Source organism: Niallia laureatilytica (genome assembly GCF_046613985.1).
Classification (GTDB): domain Bacteria; phylum Bacillota; class Bacilli; order Bacillales; family Cytobacillaceae; genus Niallia.
The window spans coordinates 224,977-250,999 of sequence record NZ_JBKKHP010000001.1; the positions used below are offsets into that span (position 1 = coordinate 224,977).

General features: G+C 38.1%; 27 protein-coding genes, 1 pseudogene and 1 riboswitch. Of the genes and pseudogenes, 6 read left to right on the plus strand and 22 right to left on the minus strand.

The genetic code is table 11. The annotated features are described in order from the left end of the window. The first annotated feature begins 189 nt into the window (after positions 1-189). Positions 190-540, plus strand: a complete 351-nt coding sequence (locus ACLIJJ_RS01130; RefSeq protein WP_233313657.1) for a hypothetical protein — start codon at positions 190-192, stop codon at positions 538-540. 165 nt (positions 541-705) lie between these two features. Here ACLIJJ_RS01130 and ACLIJJ_RS01135 read toward each other — a convergent pair whose 3' ends face one another. From ACLIJJ_RS01135 to ACLIJJ_RS01195, 13 genes and pseudogenes are all read right to left on the minus strand, one after another. Continuing rightward, the gene (locus ACLIJJ_RS01135) at positions 706-1,257 is read right to left on the minus strand and encodes a GNAT family N-acetyltransferase (protein ID WP_233313656.1); all 552 of its coding nucleotides are present in this window, start codon (positions 1,255-1,257) and stop codon (positions 706-708) included. A gap of 36 nt (positions 1,258-1,293) precedes the next feature. Then, entirely contained in the window at positions 1,294-2,022 is a 729-nt protein-coding gene (locus ACLIJJ_RS01140; RefSeq protein WP_411410621.1) for an exonuclease domain-containing protein, read from the minus strand. Between the two features lie 4 nt (positions 2,023-2,026). Beyond that, positions 2,027-3,007: a DUF294 nucleotidyltransferase-like domain-containing protein gene (locus ACLIJJ_RS01145; RefSeq protein WP_411410459.1), complete on the minus strand. Its 981-nt coding sequence runs from the start codon at positions 3,005-3,007 to the stop codon at positions 2,027-2,029. Positions 3,008-3,125: 118 nt separating this feature from the next. Beyond that, positions 3,126-4,391 carry an ammonium transporter gene (locus tag ACLIJJ_RS01150; protein WP_233313653.1) on the minus strand — a complete coding sequence of 422 codons (1,266 nt, stop codon included), beginning with the start codon at positions 4,389-4,391 and terminating at the stop codon, positions 3,126-3,128. 328 nt (positions 4,392-4,719) lie between these two features. Beyond that, a pseudogene (locus ACLIJJ_RS01155) lies at positions 4,720-4,800 on the minus strand (YjcZ family sporulation protein); the annotation flags it as partial. Between the two features lie 154 nt (positions 4,801-4,954). After that, on the minus strand, positions 4,955-5,641 hold the full coding sequence (thiE, locus tag ACLIJJ_RS01160; protein ID WP_237941533.1) for a thiamine phosphate synthase: 687 nt from the start codon (positions 5,639-5,641) through the stop codon (positions 4,955-4,957). A 17-nt stretch (positions 5,642-5,658) separates the two neighbouring features. Continuing rightward, on the minus strand, positions 5,659-6,471 hold the full coding sequence (thiD, locus tag ACLIJJ_RS01165; protein WP_251645625.1) for a bifunctional hydroxymethylpyrimidine kinase/phosphomethylpyrimidine kinase: 813 nt from the start codon (positions 6,469-6,471) through the stop codon (positions 5,659-5,661). A 1-nt stretch (position 6,472) separates the two neighbouring features. Next, on the minus strand, positions 6,473-7,300 hold the full coding sequence (thiM, locus tag ACLIJJ_RS01170) for a hydroxyethylthiazole kinase (protein ID WP_411410460.1): 828 nt from the start codon (positions 7,298-7,300) through the stop codon (positions 6,473-6,475). Between the two features lie 138 nt (positions 7,301-7,438). Then, positions 7,439-7,548, minus strand: a riboswitch (TPP riboswitch). A 48-nt stretch (positions 7,549-7,596) separates the two neighbouring features. Then, positions 7,597-8,385, minus strand: coding sequence for a TIGR03943 family putative permease subunit (locus ACLIJJ_RS01175; RefSeq protein ID WP_233313648.1), 789 nt, complete (start codon positions 8,383-8,385; stop codon positions 7,597-7,599). A gap of 40 nt (positions 8,386-8,425) precedes the next feature. Further along, entirely contained in the window at positions 8,426-9,430 is a 1,005-nt protein-coding gene (locus ACLIJJ_RS01180) for a permease (RefSeq protein WP_411410461.1), read from the minus strand. A gap of 131 nt (positions 9,431-9,561) precedes the next feature. Next, on the minus strand, positions 9,562-10,482 hold the full coding sequence (locus tag ACLIJJ_RS01185) for a CobW family GTP-binding protein (RefSeq protein ID WP_233313646.1): 921 nt from the start codon (positions 10,480-10,482) through the stop codon (positions 9,562-9,564). Between the two features lie 130 nt (positions 10,483-10,612). Next, positions 10,613-10,792, minus strand: coding sequence for an H-type small acid-soluble spore protein (locus ACLIJJ_RS01190; protein WP_233313645.1), 180 nt, complete (start codon positions 10,790-10,792; stop codon positions 10,613-10,615). A 135-nt stretch (positions 10,793-10,927) separates the two neighbouring features. Beyond that, the gene (locus ACLIJJ_RS01195; RefSeq protein WP_251645617.1) at positions 10,928-11,584 is read right to left on the minus strand and encodes a hypothetical protein; all 657 of its coding nucleotides are present in this window, start codon (positions 11,582-11,584) and stop codon (positions 10,928-10,930) included. Positions 11,585-11,793: 209 nt separating this feature from the next. Here ACLIJJ_RS01195 and ACLIJJ_RS01200 point away from each other — a divergent pair, with 209 nt between their 5' ends. Continuing rightward, positions 11,794-12,666, plus strand: coding sequence for an SH3 domain-containing protein (locus ACLIJJ_RS01200; RefSeq protein WP_411410462.1), 873 nt, complete (start codon positions 11,794-11,796; stop codon positions 12,664-12,666). 128 nt (positions 12,667-12,794) lie between these two features. Then, a complete protein-coding gene (locus ACLIJJ_RS01205) occupies positions 12,795-13,028 on the plus strand; it encodes a DUF378 domain-containing protein (RefSeq protein WP_233313642.1) in 234 nt (77 codons plus the stop codon). Between the two features lie 32 nt (positions 13,029-13,060). Here ACLIJJ_RS01205 and ACLIJJ_RS01210 read toward each other — a convergent pair whose 3' ends face one another. From ACLIJJ_RS01210 to ACLIJJ_RS01220, 3 genes are all read right to left on the minus strand, one after another. Then, positions 13,061-14,356, minus strand: coding sequence for a globin-coupled sensor protein (locus tag ACLIJJ_RS01210; RefSeq protein WP_237941541.1), 1,296 nt, complete (start codon positions 14,354-14,356; stop codon positions 13,061-13,063). Positions 14,357-14,527: 171 nt separating this feature from the next. Continuing rightward, positions 14,528-15,850, minus strand: coding sequence for a diguanylate cyclase domain-containing protein (locus ACLIJJ_RS01215; RefSeq protein ID WP_411410463.1), 1,323 nt, complete (start codon positions 15,848-15,850; stop codon positions 14,528-14,530). Between the two features lie 167 nt (positions 15,851-16,017). Further along, positions 16,018-16,695 (minus strand): polysaccharide deacetylase family protein, encoded by a 678-nt coding sequence (locus tag ACLIJJ_RS01220; protein ID WP_411410622.1) that lies wholly within the window; start codon positions 16,693-16,695, stop codon positions 16,018-16,020. 213 nt (positions 16,696-16,908) lie between these two features. Between ACLIJJ_RS01220 and ACLIJJ_RS01225 the strand changes: the two genes are divergently transcribed. The 3 genes from ACLIJJ_RS01225 (at position 16,909) to ACLIJJ_RS01235 (ending at position 19,492) form a co-directional block, all read left to right on the plus strand. Further along, positions 16,909-17,670, plus strand: coding sequence for a YqcI/YcgG family protein (locus ACLIJJ_RS01225; protein WP_233314742.1), 762 nt, complete (start codon positions 16,909-16,911; stop codon positions 17,668-17,670). A 305-nt stretch (positions 17,671-17,975) separates the two neighbouring features. After that, positions 17,976-19,160, plus strand: a complete 1,185-nt coding sequence (locus ACLIJJ_RS01230; RefSeq protein ID WP_233313638.1) for an MFS transporter — start codon at positions 17,976-17,978, stop codon at positions 19,158-19,160. Between the two features lie 89 nt (positions 19,161-19,249). Further along, positions 19,250-19,492 (plus strand): hypothetical protein, encoded by a 243-nt coding sequence (locus ACLIJJ_RS01235; RefSeq protein ID WP_285109647.1) that lies wholly within the window; start codon positions 19,250-19,252, stop codon positions 19,490-19,492. A 166-nt stretch (positions 19,493-19,658) separates the two neighbouring features. On the opposite strand, the gene ACLIJJ_RS01240 is transcribed toward ACLIJJ_RS01235, so the two are convergent. The 6 genes from ACLIJJ_RS01240 to ACLIJJ_RS01265 all read right to left on the minus strand — a co-directional run bounded on the left by ACLIJJ_RS01240 (position 19,659) and on the right by ACLIJJ_RS01265 (position 26,018). Continuing rightward, the gene (locus ACLIJJ_RS01240) at positions 19,659-20,201 is read right to left on the minus strand and encodes a DUF1697 domain-containing protein (protein ID WP_237941546.1); all 543 of its coding nucleotides are present in this window, start codon (positions 20,199-20,201) and stop codon (positions 19,659-19,661) included. Positions 20,202-20,482: 281 nt separating this feature from the next. Further along, a complete protein-coding gene (locus tag ACLIJJ_RS01245) occupies positions 20,483-21,766 on the minus strand; it encodes an SLC13 family permease (RefSeq protein ID WP_411410464.1) in 1,284 nt (427 codons plus the stop codon). A gap of 43 nt (positions 21,767-21,809) precedes the next feature. After that, the gene (locus tag ACLIJJ_RS01250) at positions 21,810-21,947 is read right to left on the minus strand and encodes a hypothetical protein (protein WP_411410465.1); all 138 of its coding nucleotides are present in this window, start codon (positions 21,945-21,947) and stop codon (positions 21,810-21,812) included. A gap of 338 nt (positions 21,948-22,285) precedes the next feature. Next, the gene (locus ACLIJJ_RS01255; protein WP_411410466.1) at positions 22,286-23,452 is read right to left on the minus strand and encodes a sialidase family protein; all 1,167 of its coding nucleotides are present in this window, start codon (positions 23,450-23,452) and stop codon (positions 22,286-22,288) included. Between the two features lie 279 nt (positions 23,453-23,731). Then, positions 23,732-24,736, minus strand: a complete 1,005-nt coding sequence (pdxA, locus tag ACLIJJ_RS01260; protein ID WP_411410623.1) for a 4-hydroxythreonine-4-phosphate dehydrogenase PdxA — start codon at positions 24,734-24,736, stop codon at positions 23,732-23,734. Further along, entirely contained in the window at positions 24,684-26,018 is a 1,335-nt protein-coding gene (locus ACLIJJ_RS01265; protein WP_411410467.1) for a four-carbon acid sugar kinase family protein, read from the minus strand. Before ACLIJJ_RS01265 ends, pdxA begins: the two co-directional genes overlap by 53 nt. Positions 26,019-26,023 lie beyond the last annotated feature (5 nt).

The window sequence follows — 26,023 nt, forward strand, 5'->3', positions numbered from 1 at the left end:
TCTTTCAAAAACATTCAAAAAAAATCATATCTTGATAGTTTTTGAACGTTTTATTATTTTTTATAATATTTGCAGATTTCCGATTATACGCTCGAACGGTGTCGAAACTTGTAATCTCATTGCAACATTCTACAGTTTCTCCTATAATTAATAACAAGATTCACCAAATTTCTTAAAGAGGAAAACTATATGAAAAAACTTTCTTATTATTATCTGGAGTTCATTAAAATCTTAGCGACAATCGTTATCCTGTTTGCATTATTTGGAACGATAAATGATGTCATCATTCAACTGATTAGTGGAACGTCTTTTCCTGACACATCCATGTTCCAAGGAAAAAGCTATTTACTGCTACTTTTCATAGCACAGTTTATTGGTTTTGCGATTATTACAGTTGTCCTATATGTAAATATCATTTCATTTGTTGGATTTAACCAACAAAAGGGACGTAGAAAATTTCCGAAAACTTGGGTACAAAAACTGATTATCATTGCACTCCTTTTAATTTTCGCTTTTTATATTGTGCTTCTGTTCCATTAAGAAGTAAATATTTGCGCTAAATTGCTGAATATGATACTATCAAATCAAGATATAGGTAATTCTATTAAAAAATTATCTATATATAGTGATATCCTTCTTAATTATCCAATCTTTCCGCTTCCGATGAAGCGGTCTTTTTTTGTAAAAAAAGGACCGAGTCTTCTTTTACAAAGATTCGGTCCTTTTTCTTTCCTTATATTCTGCTTTCGTTATCGCGTAATAAAGACTCGTAACAGTCATCTCTTCAAAAGCCTTCAGTTGTTCCATTTTTTTATACCTGTAAGTAAAACCGCATTTTTCCTGAACGCGCCCAGACCTGTCATTGAAATCAAACCGGCCGCACCAAATCACATCTGCATCCAACTGATTAAAGCCATGCTCAAGGATTAATTGAACCGCCTCCGGCATAATTCCTAATCCCCAATAATCAGGGTGGAGCGCAAACCCAATTTCCAGCTCTTTCAATCCGGAGCTCTTCTCTCCTTTATATGAATGCAAACCAATACTGCCAATCACCTTGTTTATGTCAGGCAACAAAATCGCATAAACTTCTGCTTTCATTAAAAACAACCGAATAATCTGCTTGCTTTCTTCTTCTGTTCTATGGGGCTTCCAGCCAGCGTTTGGGCCAACTTCTTCTCTTTGCGCATATTCGAAAAGATCGCTTGCATCCGCCAGACTCCAGCTCCGCAACAGCAGTCTGCTGCTTTTTAGCATGTGTTCCCACTCTTTTCTTGTATGTTGTTTAAAAATTTATCTTCTAGCTAGCATTTCATAAATATCCTGCAATGTAACACAGCCTAAGTCCTGCGCTTTTTTTAAATAGCGCGTCCAAAGCTGCGCAGTCAATCTCGCATCCCCAAGAGCATGATGCCGGTTATTTGCCGGGATGCCATTTAAAGAGCACCAATCCTCCAGACTGACAATTGTTTTATTTGGTTCAACAATTTTAAACAAAAAAGCAGTATCAACAACACGGTGTTTAAATGGTGTCTTGAATTGCTTCCAGCACGCAGACTGCATAAAGTTCTTTTCATGTGACGAATGATGAGCGACAAGTGTATCATTTTCAGCAAACGCAAAAAACTTTACGAGCGCCTCTGATAACAAGGGCGCTTCTTTTGTGTCCTCATTTCGTATTCCTGTTAGTAACGAAATTTCTTCAGGAATAGGACCATTCGTATTTACCAATGTGTAAAATTCTTCCTCTGTCACTGTACAGCCCTTTACTTTAACAGCACCAATCGAAATAATCTGGTCGCCCTTATCTGGGAAAAAACCGGTTGTTTCTATATCAAAAACTACTGTCTCAATGTCCTTCAACGCCAACTGGGAAGCAATTTCGATTTTCAATTCCTTTTGAAGCTGTCTCATAAATGCATGCTGCTGGGAATTTAATACCCCTGTTCCTTGATTAAACACATTAGAATTCATCTTGCCATATAAGTCTCTCATATATTGAAAAAAAGATTCCACACCCACATTTTCACCCTTTTTCAATTAGCCTTTTCACTTGCTGATATAGCTTGATTCCTTTTCTCAGCAAATGCTTTACCTCTGTTCTTTCTTCCTTTGTCAATCGGTTAATATTTAAGAAATGGACATCACTGTAGTCCTTATCATCCTGAAATGAAGCTGTGCGATAGGTGAGAATCCGCCGAAAATAGCGCTCATATTCTACCATTAACGGTTCATAGACACCGATCTTCTTCAAATCTGCCATCCTGCCTAATGTAGAGGTAGCGATAACTCCCTCTTTTATCGCAAGCAGCCTAATTGAATTAACATAAGGCAAATACAGCGTATTCTTCATATGCAGTGAGCCGCGATGCACTCCTGTCCGCTCCACAAAAAACTGGCCAAAAATGCCGACTCCTTTTTTAATTCTCATCACATTATTTAAAAATCTGACAAGCAAGGCAGGATGCTGTTCCCTGTACGCATGGATAACGGATCTTAGCTCGTTTACAAACTCTTTGTTGCCGATAAGTTCTCTGCTGTCATAAAAAATCTGCAAATAACGAATTGATTCCCAATTCTCCATTTCCATCCATTTGTTCAGCTGTTCTTGCCATTCTGCAAAGGATTTACACCAAATAGGATTGCTGCTCATAACATTGCCTTCACAATAAGGATAGCCGACCGTGTTTAGTGCATCACTCACCATCTTACCGAGAGCTAAAAAGTATTCTTGCACAAAAGGAGCATCCTTTTGAAAAATCATCCCATGATCTTGATCACTAATGACACCTTGCTCCTTCCTGCCTGCACTTCCTGTTACAAACCAGGCAAAATCACAAGGCGGTTTTCCATGCTCTTTTATAAACTCCTCATAAACAGCACCAAATGTTTCTGTTAAGATTAAATCATGCTGGTTGTTAAGGGTTTCATTCGTTAAACGTTGAAGTTTCTTAAAACCTTCCTTCTCTCTCTTTAACTCTAATAATCTTCCATTATATGAGCACATCCACGCACTTCCTTGCACATATATAGTTAATAATATTTTAGCATATTTTTTAAAAAATGAAGCTTATAAGAAAGGAGAAGCCTCACTTTTAAAAGTGAGGCTTGCTTTATGTCATTTATTAGACGCTTTTTGACTCATCCTTTGGCAAGAACACTTCTGGATAACCGTATGTTCCATGCTCACTGATGTCTAGACCCATAATCTCCTCTTCTTCTGTTACGCGCAGTCCACTGATTTTTTTAATTACAAACAAGATAGCAAAGCTGACAACGAATGCGAATAATGCACATGTTACAACACCTAACGCCTGAACACCTAACTGATGGAAGCCGCCGCCGTAGAATAAACCTGGCTGCCCAACAGTAGCTAACTCTTTCGTTGCGAACAACCCAGTTGACAATGTTCCCCACACCCCTGCAGTACCATGAACAGATAGTGCAAAAATCGGATCATCAATTCTTCTGTTCTCAAAGAATCGAACACTGTAGAAAACAAGAATTCCAGCAATTAAACCAATTACAACCGCGCCCCAAGTATCAACGAACGCACATGATGCAGTGATTGCAACAAGCCCAGCTAATGCTCCATTAAGCGTTGTTGTAATATCTGATTTTCCTAGGACAATCCAAGAGATTAACAATGCAGAAACCGCTCCGGCAGCTGCAGCTAAGTTTGTATTCAAAGCAACAAACCCGAAGAATCCATCTGCAACAGAAACTGTGCTTCCAGCGTTAAACCCGAACCAGCCGACCCAGAGAATAAGTACACTCAATGCCGTATACACTTGGTTATGACCGAAAATCGGATTAGCAGAACCATCAGCATTGTATTTACCGATACGAGGCTTTAAGAGAATAGTAGCAGCAAATGCAGCCATCGCACCTGTTAAATGCACAACCGTTGATCCAGCGAAATCCTGCTTCCCGTGTTCAGCAAGCCAGCCGCCGCCCCAAATCCAGTGCGCAATGACCGGATATACAATGGCAGAGAATAGAACGGAGAAAATCAAGTAAACTGATAATTTAGCACGTTCTGCAAAACCGCCAAGTGCAATTGTTAAGGAGATTCCGGCAAATGCAAGCTGGAATACGAAGAATACTGAAGTCTGCAGCGCAGCATCCGGAATTTGTTCACCAGAGTAGAAGAACTCTGACATTCCAACAAAAAAGTTTGCATTTCCTCCAAAAATAAAGCCATAACCGACAGCCCAGAAAACTAATGAAGAAATTCCGAATGTGAAGATTGTTTTGCCGGCAATATGACCAGCATTTTTCATTCTTGTGGAACCCGCTTCCAATAATATAAATCCGCCAATCATAAAAATAACTAAAATTGCACCAACCATCGTCCACAAGCTGTTCATCAAAAATTCTAAATTATCCATTAAGTCATTTTCCCCCTTTTTGTAATTTAGTTTACATGAAGTGTCATATAATCTAACGCTTGATAAACCTTATTTTACCGATATAAAAAATTCTGTCAATATTTTTTATAAATTTAATTTTCTAAAAACTTAAATTATTTTAACTAAGCTTCTCTTTCCCTATCTCTAATACGCTTTCCAGATATTTATGTATAAAACTTACTGCATAGATGAAGATTCAACAAACTGTTAACAGATGGTATTCCATGCTATCCCAATCACCAACTTACGTAACAAAAGTTGACATAAACAAAAAAAGCCAGCCTTTTCAGGCCAGCTTTAAAAATTATTAGCAAATCAATGTTGCACCAACAATGATTAATAGTATAAACAATACAACGATCAACGCAAAGCCGCCACCATAACCGCCGCAGCCTCCGCCGTAACCATATCCGCCATATCCGTAACCGTACATAGAACATCTCCCTTTCTGATTTCGTATTTGCAGCTTTTTTCGTGTTTCCTTTGCTGCTTGCTACAAAATCATCTTATGCGGTAAATGTCTATTTGGCTGGGTGTTTGCCTTAATTTTCGCTAAAAACCTTGTTTTTTTCAGAGTGATTCGATACTGCTGCCAATACACGCTCTGTTTGGAGCTGTGGATTGTTTGATGCGCTGATTTCGGAAATAAGTGCAACACCGTCGCCGCCTGCTTCCATTACTGGTGTGGCATTAGCCGCGGTTATCCCGCCAATTCCAACAATGGGTATGTCGGTATTTTGTCTCCTTACATCCTTAATTAATATTGTACCACGCACTTCTTTTGCATCTTTTTTTGTATTCGTTGGGTAAATGGGGCCAATCCCTATATAATCAGCACCTGCTAATATTGCTGCCTCTACTTCCGCGAGACTGTGTGCAGACACACCAAGAATTTTATCACCGATTTTTTCTCTGACAGAATGTGCCGTTTCATCATCCTGACCAATATGCACACCGTCTGCATTTAGTTCTACTGCTAAATCTACATCATCGTTAACAATGAATGGAACTTTATAAGATTTACAAAGCTGCTGAAGCTTTTTGGCAAGCTCCTTTTTAGCAGAACCAACGAGGGCATTCTCTCCTTTTTCACGGAACTGGAACATAGTGATGCCCCCTTTCAGCGCTTGTGTAAGCACTTCTTCCGGAGGCAGCTTGCTGTTATTACTGCCCATAATAAAATAAAGCTTCATCAGCTGCTTCATTTCCTGCACTGTGTATTTCTCCATGACCTTTCTCCCTTTCCCTACTGTAATGATGATGCACGCATCTTTGCATAAGCCCAATGATTAGTTGGGCCATGCCCTTGGCCTATGTTCAAATCATGCTTTATTGCTAAATAAACAAATTCCTTGGCCGTCTCAAATGATTGGCGAACAGACAGCCCGTTTGCCAGAGATGCTGCCATTGCTGCTGCAAAGGTGCAGCCTGTTCCGTGCGTGTTCTTCGTATTCAGTCTTTTTGAGTCAAGAGTAAAAAAGACACTGCCATCATAAAGCAAATCAACAAGGTTATCCCCATCACCGTGACCGCCCTTTATTACAACATGCTTAGCACCCATGCTATGCAGCAAAACAGCAGCTTCCTTCCTTTCGTCCATACTGCGAATCGACAAGCCTGTCAGAACTTCGGCCTCAGGGATATTCGGTGTAATGACTGTTGCTAATGGGATAAGATGCTCCTTCAAGGCGGTAACTGCAGCATTTTGCAGCAAGCTCGCTCCCCCCTTTGCAATCATAACAGGATCTACTACAATGTTCTTCCATTCATATTGCCTGATTTTTGCTGCAACAAGCTCGATAATACCACTGTCAAAGAGCATACCCGTCTTAATAGCATCTGTGCCGATATCTGTGGCGACTGCGTCAATCTGTTTTTCAATTGATTCCAAAGACATAGGATAAACAGCAGCTACTCCTAAAGTGTTTTGTGCTGTTACTGCTGTAATGGCTGACATGCCGTACACACCGAGCTCCTGAAATGTCTTTAAATCTGCCTGAATACCTGCACCGCCTCCAGAATCTGAGCCGGCAATTGTCAAGGCTATTCTTTGCTTCATATCACTCACCTGCTTGCATTGTTATTTTTTTATAGTTCCTAACATCCTCTTCAGCAATGCTGTATAACGCATCTAAAAACGCTGTCTGAAAGCTGCCCGGGCCAATTTCCGGCTTATTATCTACAACTTTTTCAGCGGCAATCCCATAAACAGCCAGACCGCTAGCTGCTGCAAGGAGCACGTCTTGTTCCACAGCGATAAACGCAGCCAGAACAGACGATAGCAGGCAGCCTGCGCCAGTCACTTTTGTCATGATAGGATGACCATTGCCAACATAATAAATTTCCTGCCCGTTTGTCACAACATCCTTCTCTCCTGTAATACATACAGGTGCACCGATTTTTTGCGAGGCTTTAACAGCGATTTCTGCATGATCATCTAAGGAAGAAACAGAATCCACTCCTCTTATTTCTGCTGCCATTCCGGCAACATTTGCAACCTCGGCAGCATTCCCCCTCAATAACGTTATATTAACCTCTTGCAAAATACGCTGAATGGAAGTGGTGCGAAAAGCCGTTGCACCAGCTCCAACTGGATCTAGAATTACTGGTGTATTAGCAGCGTTCGCTGCTTTTCCGGCAATAATCATGCTTGTTACATTGTCAGCATTTAATGTACCGATATTTAACACGAGAGCATCTGCTACTGATGCCATATCTGCAACCTCTTCTTTCGCATAAGCCATCACAGGAGAAGCGCCAATTGCCAGCAATCCATTTGCAGTGAAATTGGTGACAACTACATTCGTGATATTATGGATAAGCGGCGTTTTCTCTCTTAATCTGGTAAGAAGCTCTTCTGCTGTTGGGTTGTGTTTTACTGATGTCATTTTTCCTTCCCTGCCTTCTAGTATTATTTCCAAACAAAAAAGCTCATGTTTAAAGTAACTCGAAAAATGTCGTTAGACCTTCGGGAGTTTACAAAAACATAAGCTTAAAAACGAAAAAACACTTTGCCTAAACAAAGTGTCTATTATTATGTACACTCCCTGCGCTGGCATTATCCAACAGGTTCATACGGTCGATGACAGTTAGTCATCCTCTCAGCCTGATTCCACAAGCTCCCGATAAATATTTTATTACTATTATCTTATAAGAACAGTGAAAATTTTGCAAGATTATCAAACTAGAAGAGATATAAATACTCATCCTTTGGCGCCTCAGCAGCTTTGATGCTGTCCACTTTAATGGTCGGCATGGCACCGCCGTCGATTTCTTGTTTTACAACCGTTCCTTTTATTTCATACCAGCCATTTGTTTCTGCGGATTTAAGATTGCCATTAAGCATATAGCCATACACTGACAAATCGACAATACAATGTGTCATGACATATCTTGCAATCACTGCCTCATTTTCTGCAAATCCATCTTCTCTGTAAATAAAACCTTTCATCACAATCTGCGTTCCTTCCACATCATCCAGCTGATTATTTAGCACATCCATTACTTGGAAATAATTCTCATCATCGACCTCAATATACTTCTTGTCATTTAGAACAGCTGCAAGCTCTATTGCTGAATCCGTTCCTTCTGCAAGCTTCGTTGTATTTCCTTCATGAGCTGTAAGCTTGGCCAAGGCATCATCATGCAAGGAATAGTCGCTTAACGAAAAAAACAGTACAAGAGGACTTAAGAAAAAGAGATACGATAAAGTGAGCTTCCACGGCGGAACATTTTCATCACATACATCACAGTCACAATCTGCTCCTTTTAAGTTACTGTTTAACAGGCGAAAAAAGCCGAGCAAAAACAATAGGACCATCGATATAAGCAAAAAGGGAAGCATCTTAGGTGCAACAAAGGCAGTAAGCATATTTTTCACATACAGCTTAAATATAATGAGACTAAACCCGATCATAATAATTCCTTGCATTTCATTTGAAAGCTGCCACATCGGACTCCAACGTAATCTCATTTTTCATTCCTCCTTTATGACAGTTTTTGGACAATGCATCTCACATAAAATGACCTGCGATTATGGACAATGCAAAAACAATAACGGAAACGACTAAAATAAAGACTGCCACAAATTTAAATTTAAAGGATGCAAGCATAACAAGCGTGTTTTTAAAATCAAGGATTGGTCCAAATACAAGGAAGCCAAGAATCGCCTCTGGTTGGAATGTCTTCGTAAAGGAGACCGCCACAAACGCATCTGCTTCCGAGCATAATGACAGAATATAAGCTAAAGCCATCATAACAGCTGTTCCTTTAAAAACATTTTCCCCAGCCAGTCCATATAAAGTCTCTTGCAAGTATACTTGGGCTATGGCAGCAAACAACGCACCAATAATAAAATATTTAGCGACCGCAAAAAACTCAAAGCATGTGTGATGAAGAATTCCCTTCCATCTAGAATCTCCTTTATTCACATTTACAGGTACATTGCCGACTAAATCTTCCTTATGCATTTTTAAAACATTCTTTTTGGAGAAATAGGCATGCATGATAAAACCGACAATAACAGCGGCAACAATACAAACAATAAACCTGCCATAGACAATCGGCATATTTAAACGGAAAGCATAAAAGGTGCTTCCAAATACGATAAAGTTTAAAATCGGCGCACACATCAGTAAAACGACACCTACATGGACCGGGACGCCTTTTTGAATAAGTCTCCGGACTACAGGAATGATGGCACATTCACAAACAGGAGTAATACATGCTGCAAGTACACCTACAAAAATTGCAGCAATTGGATTTTTAGGAATAATTTTGGCTATCATCGCTTCTGTAACATAAATATTGATAACCGAGGAAGCAATAGCACCAAGCAGGAGAAAAGGCAGGGCTTCTAGGAAAATCGCCAGAAAAACGATAAATATAGACTGAACATCATCCGTTAGCAATTGTTGGACAACTGGTAGAGTTGAGACATCTCCGAAGAAAAATAAATACATCAGGAACAGGAATAAGGCAAAGACAATAAAATCTTTTATACTAGTAGGAATGGACATATCTATCTCCTTTAAAAAATTGATATACCTGCTTGTCTATCTTTCTATCATCTACTCTATGCTTATCCTTCTTCTATTATGTCTTTCCTTCCAAAAAGAAATGTCTGCAAGGAACCCTTGCAGACATTTCTTTATATATGAATTTCTTCTTTTTGCAAATCATTGCCTATCAGCACAATTTCTCCTGCAGCTGCAGGCCGCCTTTTGCCAAGATTTTCCCATTCCATTAAACCTGAAGCATATTGGAAATGATACCATTGATTATCTTCCTTGTTTTGCACAATTCCTTTTGCTCTGTAAAGACGCTCTTTATTCTGCTCTAACAGTTCCGCAATTTCTTTTTTGGATGCCTGCTGTTTATACGTCAGTTTGACTGCCTTTATATGATGATGATGGTGATGTCCTCCCAAATCCTCTGCAGGAAGCGGAATGGCTGTATCGCTTCCATCTAAATAGAGAGTAACGCCATCTCCGTATGCTGTATGGATAATTGGTGCATGCTTATTGTATTTCCTGATAATTTTTTCTGCTTTTTCAACTGCTGTTTTTTCATTAACCTGATCCATTTTATTTAAAACTATTAAACTTCCTCTTTCAATCTGTTCCTTCTGCAGCTGTCTTACTTCCTTGGAACTCGAGAAGATGCTTGTATACTCTGCGACATGCATGCTGTCTACAACACAGATGCTTTCCTTTAACTTGAAATCGGCAGCAAACCGCTCCTCTTTAAAGGTGTCGATTATCTCTGACGGATTGGCCACGCCAGTCCCCTCAAGGAGAACGACCTCGATTTGCTGATCACGTGCCATTACGGCAACCTCATCTAAAGTCGTGCGCAAATCATCCTTAACAGAGCAGCATACACAGCCATTTAGCAGTTCAAACAGCGACTCACTTTCAAACAAATGCTTTTCTAAATTGGCATTTCCTAATTCATTAAGGATGATTGCATATTTTTTATTTATATTCTTGAAATGCTGCATACACTTTAAAAGAGTGCTCGTCTTCCCGCTGCCTAAAAAGCCATTAATTAAATAGACATCTGTTTTCATAAATTCCTCCTATAAGCACAAATCTTTTTCAAAATGTATGCAGCAGCAATCATTTTTAGTACTGGAGTTTTTTTACACAAAAAAAGCCCGACAATGGGCTTTCCTCTAGTAATTTTGTATACTAAAGCCTTTACATTTCTTTTAAGCTTTCAATATCTACTTCTGTTCTTTCTTCTATGCCGCCCACTAAGTGTACAATGGCCGTCTGATCTTCCTCTTTAATCTCATCAATCCAGATGGATACTCCGTTATATTGGACTTCGATTTCTGCAGGAGAAGATAAGATCTGTTTCGCTCTATTGATGTCCACTTTTTCCACCTACTTTCTTCATCAGAGATTGCCTGCTTAGCTAATTTTATGAACAAATGGTCCATTTGGTTCCAAAAATGGTCATATGCTCCTTTAACATTATGTGATTATTCGTTTTTTTCTATTCAATAAATTTCAATCACTAATTTCTTTATAAACGGTGCCATCGGTATCTGTAATCAGAATTTCAGATTCTATTTTATCTATGCCAATCACAATAAAAGGATTCTTTTCAAGCGAATTATTATAATTGGTGCGAATTTTTATTTCTGTTCGTCCATTACTGTTTTCCACATCCAATAATTCTATCGTGTTTCCTCTCATTTGCTCACCAAGTGTTAAAAATATCCCTTTGCTTCCTTCAAGGATATTAAACATCTTATAACCTCTTATAGATGGATTTCCCTCGATATTATGCAAATGTGTAAGCAGACCTTGACTCTCCACATTCCCTTTGTCGACAACCCAGTAGTTCACTTTATCAAAATAAGTGTACGCCGAAAATACGACTGCGTATAACAGTACAATTAAACAAAGAGTTTTTTTCCAAAAGGAACTCTTTCCTACAATAAAAAAAATAATCGCCATGGAAATGACCCCTATGCTCACTATTCCAAACGGCATTCCTTCAAATCCACCTATAAGAAGGATAGAAACAAGTAACAAGATAATCCCCCCACATAAAACGGACAAACTTCTTTTGACGTTAGGGATACCTTTTCCATACACATATGTAACCAAATAAATGATAATGCCAATAATAAAACCGATTAGTAATAAAGTTGATAACACATTTTCCCCTCCTAGTATAATAACGAACAGATATTTACATATTACACTTCCACTACGCTAAAATCCATAATTTGGACAAAATGTAATAATTAAGTTTACGCTACTGCGGAGAAAATATTTAGCATAACTTGGAATAAAACATATACTTTTTTCCTAGTTTTTATGATAAAATCTTTTTGGAAAAGAGAGAAAAACTAGGGGGAAGAATATTGAAGAAACTTTTCAAAAAGATTTCATTTCTTATTGTATTAGCATTAGCAGCAAATCTTTTATTCCAGACTGACTTTACAAAAACAGCAAGTGCTGCCTCATCTTACACTTATTACATAAAGTCAACTGCAAATCTATACAGCAGTACAAAAAGCAACGCAAAAAAGCTGAAGTCTATCCCAGTTAACACGAAGCTGACTACAACCAGCGCGAAAAAAGACAAAATGTATAAAGTAAAATTCGACGGTAAAACAGGTTATGTGTATGCATCCAAGCTTTCAACAAAACTTACAAGTGTGACGTTTTACACAAAAGATAACGCCAATTTATATGACAATACATCTAAAAAACAGAAAAAGCTAATATCCATTCCTGTAAACGCTAAACTTGTCACACAATCGGTGATTGGCAGTAAAATGTATAAGGTAACGTATGAAGGAAAAACTGGTTATATTTATTCTTCTAAGCTTGCAGCAAAAAAAGTTAGCAAGGTGCCTTTCGGTAAAACTGTACGTGTTGGCAATTTTACAGTGAAGATAGACAAGCCGATTAACGAATATGGGGAGAGCTATCTATTCGATGGAAATAACAGTTATATCGCATTGCCTGTAACTATTACTAATTATGGAGCAAGGGATTATATTGGCTGGCTTTCTGAAGGTTATGTCAACAACAAATACTATGATGTATTTGATAATTGGTACTTTGCAGTGGATTATGAAGATGAAGAACTAGAAGGTTCCGAGATGCTTTCAAAAGGAAAAAGCTTAAGTGGTTATATCACTTTAAAAATGGCTAAAGGTAAAAATTTAGAGTTTATATATGCAGACAATTATTACGAAAATTTTATTACCTTCTATGGTAAAAACTAATTTTATCCCCCCTTCCTTTATGAGGAGGGTCTTTTTGGATACATTTACCTTTTCACAATATGTTTCACTTTCCTCCATACAGTGTAAATACAAACTAAGAACGAAATACACTAAAAGGAGGAATAGTCATGACAGCATTACAGAAAACAGCATTAGTTCTAACTATTATCGGAGCAATTAACTGGGGATTAATAGGATTCTTCCAATGGGATCTTGTAGCAGCTATTTTCGGCGGACAAGATGCAGCATTATCAAGAATTGTTTATGGACTTGTCGGAATCGCTGGTCTGATTAATATCGGTATGCTTTTCATGTCACCAAAGGAAAAGACATCTGATCAACATGTAAGAACAAACCACTAAAAAATGAGGCTGGCGCTGCCAGCCTTTTTTGTTTATTCCATCTCTTTAGCAATCCATGTTAATTTGTCTGCAGATACAGCCACCTCTTTAAAATCGCTGCCCATTTCATTGATGAGCTGTATGAAAGAAGCAAGTTTTTCATCTATCCTGTTGTTTTGCCCTTTTGTTTCACACATTGCTTCTAAAATATGCTGGAAGTGCTCAGCTGTTTCCTGCATACTTTTATTCCCTTTTGAGATTTCTTCCATGATTTTATCTAAAGAGCTTGTCAGTTTTTCTGTTTGTCCATTTGTATTTTGAATCAAGGTGGCCACATTGGCGACAGATTTCTTCGTATCATCAGAAAGTTTTCTCACTTCTCCAGCAACGACAGAAAAACCTAATCCATGTTCTCCGGCCTTTGCTGCTTCAATAGCTGCATTTAAAGACAAGAGATTGGTTTGTTCCGCAATTCCTTTCACAATATTAATAATTTCAGCCATTTGATTGGTGATAGACAGCAAGACATGCACATCTCCTGTAATTTCATTGACTTTATGGTGAATATTTTCCATTGTGGCTGCTTGCATGTTAATTTGCTGTTTGCCTTGTAATGCTCGCTCCTCTGCCAAATTGGATAAGTCTGCACCTTTTTTTGCGAATATAATCATGTCGTTAGACTGACCAACAAGGTCCTGAAACGATTGATTTGTTTCCTCAGAGATAGCAGCAAGATTTTCTGAAGCCTCTGCTACACTTTGGCGAATAAGCAGCTTTTCCTGTTCCCCTTCCGCTTTAATTCGGTCTGATTCTGCATCATAAGCCTCAAGAACTAATTGCTGTTCCAAGTTTAAAATTTTTGACACAGCCCTAATTAACGGCATATGCTCCTCTTTATTTGGGAAATTATCTTCAATCAACCCAAGCAAGGACAGCAGCAAATCTTGAAATGCACACATATACCATTTCGTCTGCAGTCCAATTTTGACATGAACATGAGCAATTCGTATCCGTTTCTCCAAAAACTCACGATTGATTTCACCGGCAAACATTTCACCTATATGTGTTCGCAGTGTTTTTTTTAAGCGCTCTATAGAGCTGTTATCTTGAATGATTCCAAGCAAAGACGGCTCATTTTCTAAATTTTTATAAAATCTGTCTACAATTCCCCCGATATTATTCAGCACATAGATATGCATCCTTTTAAGCTGGATTAAATCCTCTGCTGTTAAACCTATCATCTGAACTTGTTTGTATACCTCACTGTTTCTAGCAACCTTTAACTCCACATCCCCTAATGTGAATTGTTCAGCTGTTTCTCTTTTCGCTCTTTTTTTCGTTAAAAACAAAGACCCCACCCCTACTTTTTTCCTATATTACACTTAGAATACCATATGATTTCCAGAAGATAAATATCCGGTTATTAACAACTAATAGGTACAAATGTTCATTTTGTTCCTGTTTAAAATTCAAATCTACAAAAATAAACCAGCTTCAAAAAAAGGAAGCTGGTTATATTTTCATACTAAAGCGGATTCTGAATAAAACTGGTATTGACCTCTGCCGTTTTTCTTTGCTTCATATAGTGCTGTATCGGCCATATTCAACAGTGTTTCAATCGTTGACCCGTCATTAGGGTAAAGAGCAACACCCATGGAGGACGATGTTTTTAATACATGGTTCTCATCAATTGCCCAAGGCTCTTTTAAGCTTTCACATAATCTGGAAATGATTTTTTCTGCCTCTTCTTTACTATTCAGCCCTTCAATAGTAATAACAAATTCATCCCCGCCTACTCTAGCAATACTGTCTGTTAACCGCAAATTTTTCTCTATTCTTCTGACATACAGAGCAAGCAGCTTGTCTCCAATTTCATGACCGTATGTGTCATTAATTTGCTTAAAGAAATCAAGGTCAAGAAAGGCAAGGGCAAGCATTTTATTCGTTTGCTCGGACTCTGAAATAAGCCTTGGCAAGTTTTTCATTAAAGAGCGCCTGTTCGGAATTTTGGTGAGGTAGTCCTGATAAGCCATTTCCTCGAGCCTGTGTTCATACTCTTTTCGTTCCGAAATTTCTCTGGAAGCTAAAATGATATAATCAAGTTCCCCGTCGTCTCCTCTTACACAAGAGCCATTTGCTTCAAACCATCTGTATTGACTGGCGGCATCTATTAGTCTAAATTCAAATTTATAATCAACATGTCTCTTTTCCACTACACGATCAAGCCGTTCTTGCATTTGTTTTGCATCAAGTTTGTGGAGAAATGTAAATAAGCTTTCTCCCTTTAAAGGACAGCTGTCAAAGCCGAGAATTCTCTTAAAGGAAGGAGAAACATACTGAATGGAGCCTGCACTATCAACAAGCAAAATAATATCCTTCATCTTTTCCGTAATAACCCGAAATTTCCGTTCACTTGCATGCAGTAATTGCTCTGATTTCTTCCGGTCTGTAATATTGCGAGATACGATAATTAGGTGACTGCGCTGTCCTTCACCATCAAAAACAGGGGTTTTAATGACTTCCCACGTATTTTCCACACCATTTTGATCAACTAATGATTTTTCCATTTTAAGAGAGCTGCCTTTCTCCCAAGCCAATTCATCTGTTGCGTGATTACGAATAAATTTATCTCTCATGTCTGGTATAAGCTCGGCAAGCTCTACATCTGTTTTGCCTTGATAACAGACACCAGCTAGCCGGTATGATTCAATGACCTTCTTATTTGTGAGAATCCATTTGCCGGCACCGTCCTTTACGACAATAAATTCCTCTATTAAATCAATTAACAATCGAAGCTGGGGCTCTTGCAGTTTTAAAAAAGACAGATGCTGTGTGAAGTCCATAAAAATTTCCCCTTCTGTATCTCTACCAAATAGTTCTTTAGTACTAAACATTATATATTTGTCTATTATATGAGCGGAAAAACTGGATAGCAATCTTTATTTCCTTTGTAAATTAATCCAATTTAATACTGCTAGTGTATCCTGTTTCTTCTTATATTTATTATCGTCTAACTGCCTGCTTCTTGAAGCTCATTTACTGTTACGAATATATATCCATCCTTTGATAATGCATCAAGTATCCCTTCTGTTGTATTCCATTCCTCTCCAGTCTTGTCATACATCGTATGAAGAAGAATAATCGATCCTGATGTGATATTTTCCTTCACATATTGTATCTTGTCTTTTGCTGACTGATAAAACTTGTCAGGCTCTAAATTCCAGGTGATCGTTTCCCTGTTATTTTTTTCAAGAAATATAGGTAACCCAATTAGTTTTTTTCCGTATGGAGGGCGAAAATCAATTTCCCCTTCAAAGCCTGTATCTCGAATTAAGCTATCTGTGCTTTCTATTTCTTCCTTTATATAGGAAGGCAACTTAAAAACCATCCTCTTGTGAGAGTATGTATGATTTCCAATTTGATGGCCTGCATCTGCAATCGCTTCTCCTAATTCCATGTTCTGTTCTAGTTCACTTCCTATTAAAAAAAAAGTCGCCTTCGCATCATATTCCTCTAATAGCGGCAGAAGTGCTTCGACATTGTTTGTCGGTCCGTCATCAAATGTCAATGCCACTAGCTTTTCCTCCGTATCGATGTGATTTACGATACTCCCAACCAATTGAACAGTGCGTGAATTCATCAGTTTGTAGGCTCCATACACAACTAACAGAACTATTAGTACTAGAATTAAAACAAACGCAAGCTGATTTTTCCGCAATTCAATCACTCCTAATCGCCTAAATGACAAGCAATACTATACATTACCTATTCTTGACCAGCTCTGATAAATCCTCCAACCGAAAGGTCAAATTTATACACGAAATGTACAGACCTAAGTGGACATATTTCCCTTTTGTTCCCAGTTGAATAGAGTATTAGTACCGATTGTGAGGTGATAATGATTAACATTCTATATAATAAAGACTCCTTGCCGATAAACAGCTTAACTAAATGTCAAGAGAAGGCATTAGAAGCTTTTGAAGCGAAGATGACGGATGTGGATAAACCCTTCCCTTGCATACCTGCGGTTATTGGATTTAGAAAAAATCAATTGCGATACGGATTTATCGGCGATCCACGGGTAGAGAGCAGCAGTGTGGAGCTCGGAGAACTGCTGCTCTCTTATACAGAACAGTCCAGGTCATTCGGAAATTATACCTCTCTGATCATTTTCTTCGAAACACCTGATGAGTTAAAAACCGATTGCGGTGTAGAACAATATGAGGAGCTTTTTTGGCAGCAATTAAGCACGCTTGCTGCACTCGATAAAATGGAATGGCCAGAACATATTCCTAAAGACCCGCATCATTCGTTATGGGAGTTTTGCTTTCATGGCGAGCAGTACTTCATGTATTGCGCCACACCTGCCCACAAAAATCGGCAAAGCAGATATTTTCCAACTATGATGTTTGCGATTACGCCAAGGTGGGTCTTGAAGGAATTCACTAAAAAACCAACTTTCGCTGAGCGAGTGAAAACAAAAATTCGGCAAAGACTTAAAAACTATGATAAAATCGGCATCCACCCTTCCTTAAACACATATGGAGAGACGGATAATCTAGAATGGAAGCAATACTTTCTCCGCGATGATGAAACAGCCCCCATGAAATGTCCCTACCATCGAATTTTAAAAGTATTACGGATAGAAGAAAAAGATAAGTAAAATTTATAACAGGTCTCTTCCTCTATGGAAAGTGACCTATTTCTGGTTAGCTGGATAGATTATTCCTACCTAAAGCCCTGTCCATTTTGCACTGAACTCTCTAACTAATTTTCAAAGCGAAATTATTGAACATTCATTTTCTTTTGTATACTCTGATATATATATAGATAGTCTCTACATAGAAGGTATAAATACGAAAGGTGAAGTTGTCTTACTCTTTAAAACTTAACGTTAACCACTGCGGTGCAAACTTTGTATTTCAATCTACTGACTAGACAGATAATTCGGAAAGGAGATTTTCATCCATGCAAACTATACAAAGGAACCAAGCATCGCTTATTTTATGGATTGTGGTGTTTTTTTGGTTCGCTCAATATGTATATATCCCTTATCAAACTACCTATCTACTGCTAGCCCATATTTCGAGTAATGTAGTAGGTGCTATTATCGGTGCATATGGAATTTCACAACTTGCCCTACGATTGCCAGTAGGTATTCTTGCTGATCTTAGCAGTAATCATAAGCTTTTTATTATTTTGGGAACATTTTTTGCTGGTACTGCTTCCTTTTTTCGAATTTTGTTACCAGATGAAACGGGCTTTTTAATTGCAAATATATTATCAGGGACAGCAAGTGCAACTTGGATTTCCTTTATGGTATTGTATATGAGCTTTTTTAATAAAGAAGCTCAGACTCGCGCAACGAGCAAGATCATTATGGCTAATAACACTGGGATATTACTAGCATTTGTCACTAGCACCTTCTTGTATGATACTGTCGGCATGATGGTGATTTGCGCCTTTAGCTTAGGAGCTGGCCTATTCGCATGTCTGCTTGCCTTTTTCCTTCGTACAACAAAACCGACCAATCAACCTAAAGTTTCTGTAATGGAGTTATTACAGGTATTAAAAGATAAGAACCTTTTACTTTATTCCTGTTTAGCATTAGTACAGCAAGGTGTGCAAATGGCTACAACCATGTCCTTTACAAATCAAGTTATCCAGGAATTGGGCGCCAAAAATATGGAAATTGGTTTTTCCTCTATCATCTATATGATTTCTGCTGTTTTTTTTGCTAAGCTTGCTTCAACGAAATTCCTTGAGCTGCTCACAAAAAAACAGTGGATCTATTCCAGTTTTTTATTACTTGGCATTTACTGTTTGTTAGTGCCGCAATCTAGTTCCGTTTTAATGGTTTGTTTTTTACAATTAATCCCTGGCATGGGTACGGGTATCTTATTTTCGCTGTTAACTTCTGAGGCGCTCCAATCTATTCCTCAGCAAAAACGCTCAACTGCAATGGGCTTCTTCCAGGCTGTCTATGCCGTTGGGATGACAACTTTCCCAATTATCAGCGGCAGTGTTTATGAGCATGTCTCTATGAAAGCAGCGTTTATATTTCTAGCTGGTACTTGTTTTATTGCCTTTATCATCTCCTTGGTTTTCTCTCGTAAGAAAGCTAGAAAATCACATAAGAGAAATGTGTCTTAGAAGGATAAAAGCTGTTGTTATTATGTATGAATACGTTAAGGTTTAGATAGCATAATCAAATAAGAAAGATTGAAAAAAGGAGGAAAAGGATGAATTTATATGATTATTTAGCAAGCATATTTGGCGAGAAATGGGATAAAAACCGACTAGTGGATTATGTTGGTCAAGGACAGCATGAAGAAGTTAAAGATGTCTTAGACAAAGTTAAAACCTTAGAAGAATGGGGTCAATTTGCAGCACATGTTGCCACTGACAGAGGAATAAATATCACTGAAATGGAGTCTTATGATGTTGCTATTATTTTTATAGAGGAATTGCTGCAAGAAGATTAACTAAGTATAATCTATGAAAAATCTCTGCATAACTACTTAAACAGCAATGAATAGGCAGGAAAGAAGCGGTTCATCTTTTTTTGAACCGTTTCTTTGTTCGTATCCAAGATATGTCTTTTCCAACATAAAAATCTTGAATAATCAATGTAACTTGATCATCTGCTAACTAACTGTTTTGTTGCAATAGTTCATATATCTTCCGAGCGGTGTTGACATTTCTAACAGTAACCTGTTTATATAACTTTGAACCAACGATCTTTACCATTCCGCTTTTACTTATATTTTTCTTTTCTGCGGACCATAAAATGGCACCGGGAACATATACCACTCTGTCAATATCTGGTTTGATGACTAGGTTTTTTAGTACAGATTCATCATCGATTTCATCCCATAAAAACAATACATCACTTTTCATGTCTTTGTCATTTCTCCAAGTGTCTGGAATAGAATGAATGATTGCTTTGAAGTCATCAAAGCTGCATATTAATACATTAATTTTCAATCCGAAATCAGAGTGAATCGCTTCCTCCAAAATGCGTGATAAATCCGTTTTTGAAGTACTTATCGATGAAAAAATGATATTTCCTGTATTGATATATGTGACCACATCATTCATCCCTGCTTGTTCAAAAGTCTGTTTAAGCTGCTTCATGTCCATTTTATTTTTCCCACCAACATTTATCCCGCGAAGAAGAGCGATATATATCATAGTCATCTTCCTTTCGAATATTTACTTATTAACTCATTATATCTAAATGACTATACCGGTTAAACTTCTCTTTTGATGTAAAAGCGAAAGTTTCTTTTGTAGAAGAAAGCCGAAATGCTCCTTTTCTATATAATAAAAAATGTCTAATCCCATATGCATCCTAGGTTTAGACATTTTCACAAATATGTTGAATCCGCTTTCAAACAATGGCGCTCTTTAACATTCACAATTTAAATATAATTCTATCGCTTCTTTTCTTCTCTATTCCAACTTACGCCTTATCAGTTTACAGGGAACATAAGAATAGCACCGACACATAGTGCAAAGATACGAATTAGATACATAGGTACTGTAAATAACCAGAACTGTGGAAGCTTATATTTACCCATTCCTAAGATCATCGCAGGCATACCATCGACTGGCATATATCCGCCGTTCCATCCAGATACTACAACTGCAATTGCGGCCGCAGCAGGATTAAGTCCCAAACTAATGCTCGTTGCAATAGCGATAGGTGCAAAGATGTATACAGCACCCATATTTGAACCAGTAAAAGTAGCACAAGTACTAGTTAGAAGTGCGAAAATAAAGATAAGAAGGAATGGATGAATATCTGTACCCAATGAATTCGCCACAAAGTCACCAATCATTGCTGTAAATCCAGAGTTAGCCAAAGCGTCAGCAACGCCGATAACGCCAGCCATCATAAGAATTACAGGTGCACCCATATTATCGCGGACTTCCTTGAAGTCAAGCACGTTAATTATTAGTAAAAATGCTCCTGCAAGGCCAGGAATTACATAGGCGGCATTGCCCAACACGTTCATAAGCATCATACCAATTACACTTAGGATAAATGCTGCGATGGTACTGTATTCTTTCCATGAAGGCATCGTGACAAGTTCTGTCGTAACCGCGACTTCACTATATCCAGAATCTTCTGTAATCGGATGATCTGGTAAAAGACGATAAGCAATCAAACTCCATGCTAAGAAACCAATAGCCAAAATAAAATTCACTACAGCAAATTTTGACATAGAAATCCCGCCAGTATAACCTGCTGTTTCCAGTACGCTTACCGTAACACCATATAAGAGAGCTACATTGAAAGGGAGTAAAGGATGGTTAGTAGCAAATCCTAAAGGCATCATCAGTTTGGACGTAGGCATTTTTTTATTATAAGGGATTGTAGCTATCAACGATAGAATTAGTACATAGTAACCAGTAGAACCGGTACCTGCTAAACTAGCCCCAAGCATAACTACTACTAGTAAAAAAGCATAGCTTTTATAACCGCCCTTATTCACTAATTTGAGCATAGAAGATTGAACCTTACTAATCAAGCTAGTCTTCATTAGTCCTGCCATAACAACCATAAAACCAGCAACCATGATAACGCTTGGATTTACGAAGCCGGCGAAAGCCTCCTGAACAGTAGACAAACCGGTGACTACTAGCAGAAGGGAGGCCAGGATTGGTGGTGCGCCGAAGGCAAATTTATCTGACATGATCATGACAATCATCAGAATCAAAATACCAAGGGCAAGAATCATTTCCATTGTCATTTTTTGTTTCTCCTCTCTTAAATAATGACAGTATGCTTATATTTCAAACTATCAAGGTCTCTAAGTCTGCCTTAAACAGCTGCTTATTTCTGCACACCAAATTCTGCTCGGTAATGCGAACATATTTCTCAAGGTTAAGATAGCTAGGCAGATGAAATGCACCATCAGATGTTTGCATCAAGTAATGCCATTCATACTGGCGGTTATTCTCTGTCTTATCAGCATAAAGAGCTTAAACGTCAACCTCAAATAGTCTGATTAGAGCAGTCTTGACCAAGTACCTTTTCCTATATTGGAAAAACAATAGCATGTAGAAACCTGCTAAGATGTTTAACAATCTTAGTCGGCGTTAAAGTCTTAAGCTCCTGTCAGGGAGTTACAGCGGTATTGATACTAACCTATTATGTTTACGCTTACAAACAAACGGAAAAAACATTCTCCTTTTATATCAGTCCCCTACTCTGTTCACTCATTAGGTAAGGGACTAATTTAAGCCTGTATAGAAAGGAAACTACCAATCTAACTTATTTCTCCCGATGTAGGATTGTAAACTCCTTCATTTTCCCGTTTTTCACCATAGATATCTTGAATTGAAAAACTGTTATATTTGACACATATTCTATTTTTATAAGCGTAGACTAAATGTAAAATCCCTTTTACATCTTGATAAATCGTAGGATATTCAAATTGTGAATTATTCGTTTTATTCTCTGCTCCGATGAAACCTTCTGCGTGTTCAATAATTCGACCGATAGGCCAAGTATTTCCGCCATCTTCAGACACAGACACGACTACTGGGTTTCTTAATCCAGGCCATGCTACTTTGCCTTTTTCAGGGTTTTGAGCTGAGTTTGCATTATAGGCAATTGCGATGGCATTGTTATCAAGTTTGATTGCACTTATACTTGAATTATTATTTGGTAAGATGGTTGGCTCAGGCACTGTCCAAGAATCTCCATAATCTGTTGATTCACTTCTATAAATATAATCAGCAAATCTACTTCTCATAAATGCCACTAAATGGCCATCTGATAATTCTATAACATTAGCATGTACTCGTCCGTTACTGTCAGGCATGCGTACTTCTTTCCATGTTAATCCTTCATCATCTGAAACTTGAAATACTGTAGGATCGTTTGTAAGTCCTAATTCTGAATCCTCACAAACCCATGTGCTGAATATCCATCTACCATTACTTAATACTTGAATAGCTTGTCGAGCAAATGTCCCTTGCTGGCTGAACAATACTTCTGGTTTTGTCCAATTTTCACCATTGTCGTATGTTTTCTGATATTTAATAATGGATGTAAACTGCATATTATCTTTATCTGGTTGGCGACCTTCCTGAGATGTATAGATTAACCATACTGATGAATCAGGTGCTTGGAAGAATGATGGGTTTTGCTCACTGCGAGTATCATCTTGCGAAATAATTTTCGGTTCCTTCCACTCTAGCGTATCATGATTAAATTTCGATAATACTATGGAAATATCAGGACTGCCTTCAAACGAACCTGCAAACCATGCACATAATAAATCTCCATTGTCTATCTTAATAATAGTTGGTGCATGTGCTGTTGAAAAAGGCCCTGATGGAATGAGAGAAAAATCAATATTTGTATAAGCATCATGATATAATTTACCATTTGGAATGGACTCATTTATTACTAATTTATTATTACCCATACTAATCACCTTATCTTTTTAATTAAATTTCTATTTTAATATCCGCTCTTCTAGGATAAACAGTATTTGCTATGCAGGTACCCTTTAAAAGTTCTCTACCAGACTATTATCCACCATAAGTAAGGGGTTACATATTTACATGCACTGTTCTATTGAATTTTGTATCGATACCATATGGGGAACTTAAAATTTCCTAGTTGCTAAAAATTAAAATAAAGCCATTTACTTCAGGAAATTACACTTTAAGTCCCCTTGTACTAATTAATAGGTATCAAATTCTTATTTGCAAACTTCTTTTGGCGACAATTCAGCGGCAGATTGGATGGCTGCGAGCATACTTCTTTCATCAGCTATATTTTTTCCGGCAATATCAAATGCAGTACCATGATCTACAGAGGTACGAATAACTCCGCCATTTAAACCAACCGTTATATTAACACCCTCTTCTAATCCTAATACTTTTATTGGCACATGGCCTTGATCATGATAACAGGCGACGACCAAATCAAAATCACCACGAACTGCACGGAAAAACACGGTATCAGCAGGGTGGGGACCGCCTACATTTATTCCCTCAGCACTTGCTTGCTCAATTCCCGGAACTAGTTTTTCTTCCTCTTCCCCTTCACCAAACAAGCCATTTTCACCTGCATGTGGATTGATACCGCAAACCGCAATTCTTGGATTTGTATAACCTGCACGTGTTAATGTTTCATGAGCAAGCTTTACTACTTTATACGTTCGTTCTGGTGTAATCGACTGAACTGCTTTAATCAGACCAACATGTGTGGTCAAATGAATCACTTTCAATTTAGGTGAAGATAACATCATCGAATAATCCACCGTTTCCGTTAATTCTGCAAGAATTTCGGTATGTCCTGGATATAGATGTCCTCCCTTGTGAAGCGCTTCTTTATTTAATGGTGCGGTACAGATTGATTGTATCTCTTTATTCTTTGCCAATTCAACAGCTGTCTTTAAATATTGAAAGGCTGCATCTCCTGCTTGTGGCGACAATTCTCCAAAAGGCAAGTCAGCAGGTAGTAAATCCAGATCCATACAGTCAATTGTACCGAATTCAAATTTGCTATCAGTGACAGATGCAACTGCTGCTACAGTTAATGGTGCTTGAGTAATACGAATGGCTCTTTCAATCATTTTCGCGTCCCCAATCACAACTGGTCTGCATATTTCGTACACAGCTGGATGGCCTAATGCTTTCACGATAATCTCAGATCCCACTCCTGCGGCGTCGCCCATGGTAATCCCTATAATCGGCTTCATCATAATCCCTCCCATGAAGTTTATAAAGTGCTTTTAACATGACTTCCTTTGAGCCAAAGTTCCCAGCCTTTGTAACTATAAAAAATTCTTTATCAGTGGATACCCGGCCAAGCGGGATACCAGATTCTACTTCATCCAGTAATATAAATTCTTTTGCATTTAATTGTAGGAAAACTTGCTGAGCAGTATCTCCACCAGTTAAAAATAAATATTTTAAGTCATGAATAGAGATGATTTCTGCTGCTAATTCACCTAATCTCATGGAAATAATATTGCTAATTTTAACAGCATCATATCCCAGTTGCTCGCCAATGTTACGGGTTTCATTCACATTATTCGAAGAGTATAAAACTACATTTTTCCCTTGAAATAAAGCCTCTTTAGCCTCAGTCAGAATTCGCATTAATTCCATTGCCTTTAATTCTTCGTCCTGTAAGACTATAGCCGAATTCATTTCCAGTCCAACCGTTTCCGAATTGTTCAAAAGATGCTGCAGCTGGATTCTGCCTGTTTCACTAACACTGCCAACAACTAAGAGAACAGGTTCAGTATGGATAGGCAGAGGAAGCGTTTTTTCGACTTGTTTCATCCCGTAAATCTCCGGTAAATAATTCATTAGACCAGCAGAACCAACCCAAACGACGGAGAAATTAGTCTGGTGAATCAATTCGACAAGTTTTTCCAAATCAGACTCTTGCGCAGAATCAACTGTAATATAAGAGATCTGATTGTTCTTACAGGAAACCAATTTTTCCATGATAGTGTCATGCCCTTGATGAATCTCTTGAAAGGTAATATGCTCTACCTTCCGCTTTGATTGATTTTCTATCAATCTTTTAATCTCTGAATCCCGGACAGGTGTTTTTGGATCCTTTGCCACCTCGGTATTCTCCAATTTAACAGAATTTAGATAATGAATCCCATTGATGACTTTACGCCCATTCACTGGAAAGGCAGGAGCAATGATCACGAAATCCGGGGAAAAAGAATCAAAGATGGCATTGATTTCCTCCCCAATATTCCCTCTCATGGTCGAATCAATCTTTTTATAGATTACGTCTACTGGATCTGATTTTATCGTGTCACATACCTTTTTCACGCTTTCATAAGCCTCATGCCCGGTAACAGAGCGGCTGTCTGTATTGTAAATAACTGCGTCATAGTCACTCATTTTTTCAGAATGTTCCTGCACCATTACGGACACCTTTAAACCGAAACGAATAAGCTGCCCTCCACAATCACTTGCTCCCGTTAAATCATCCGAAATAACTGATATTCTCATAATCT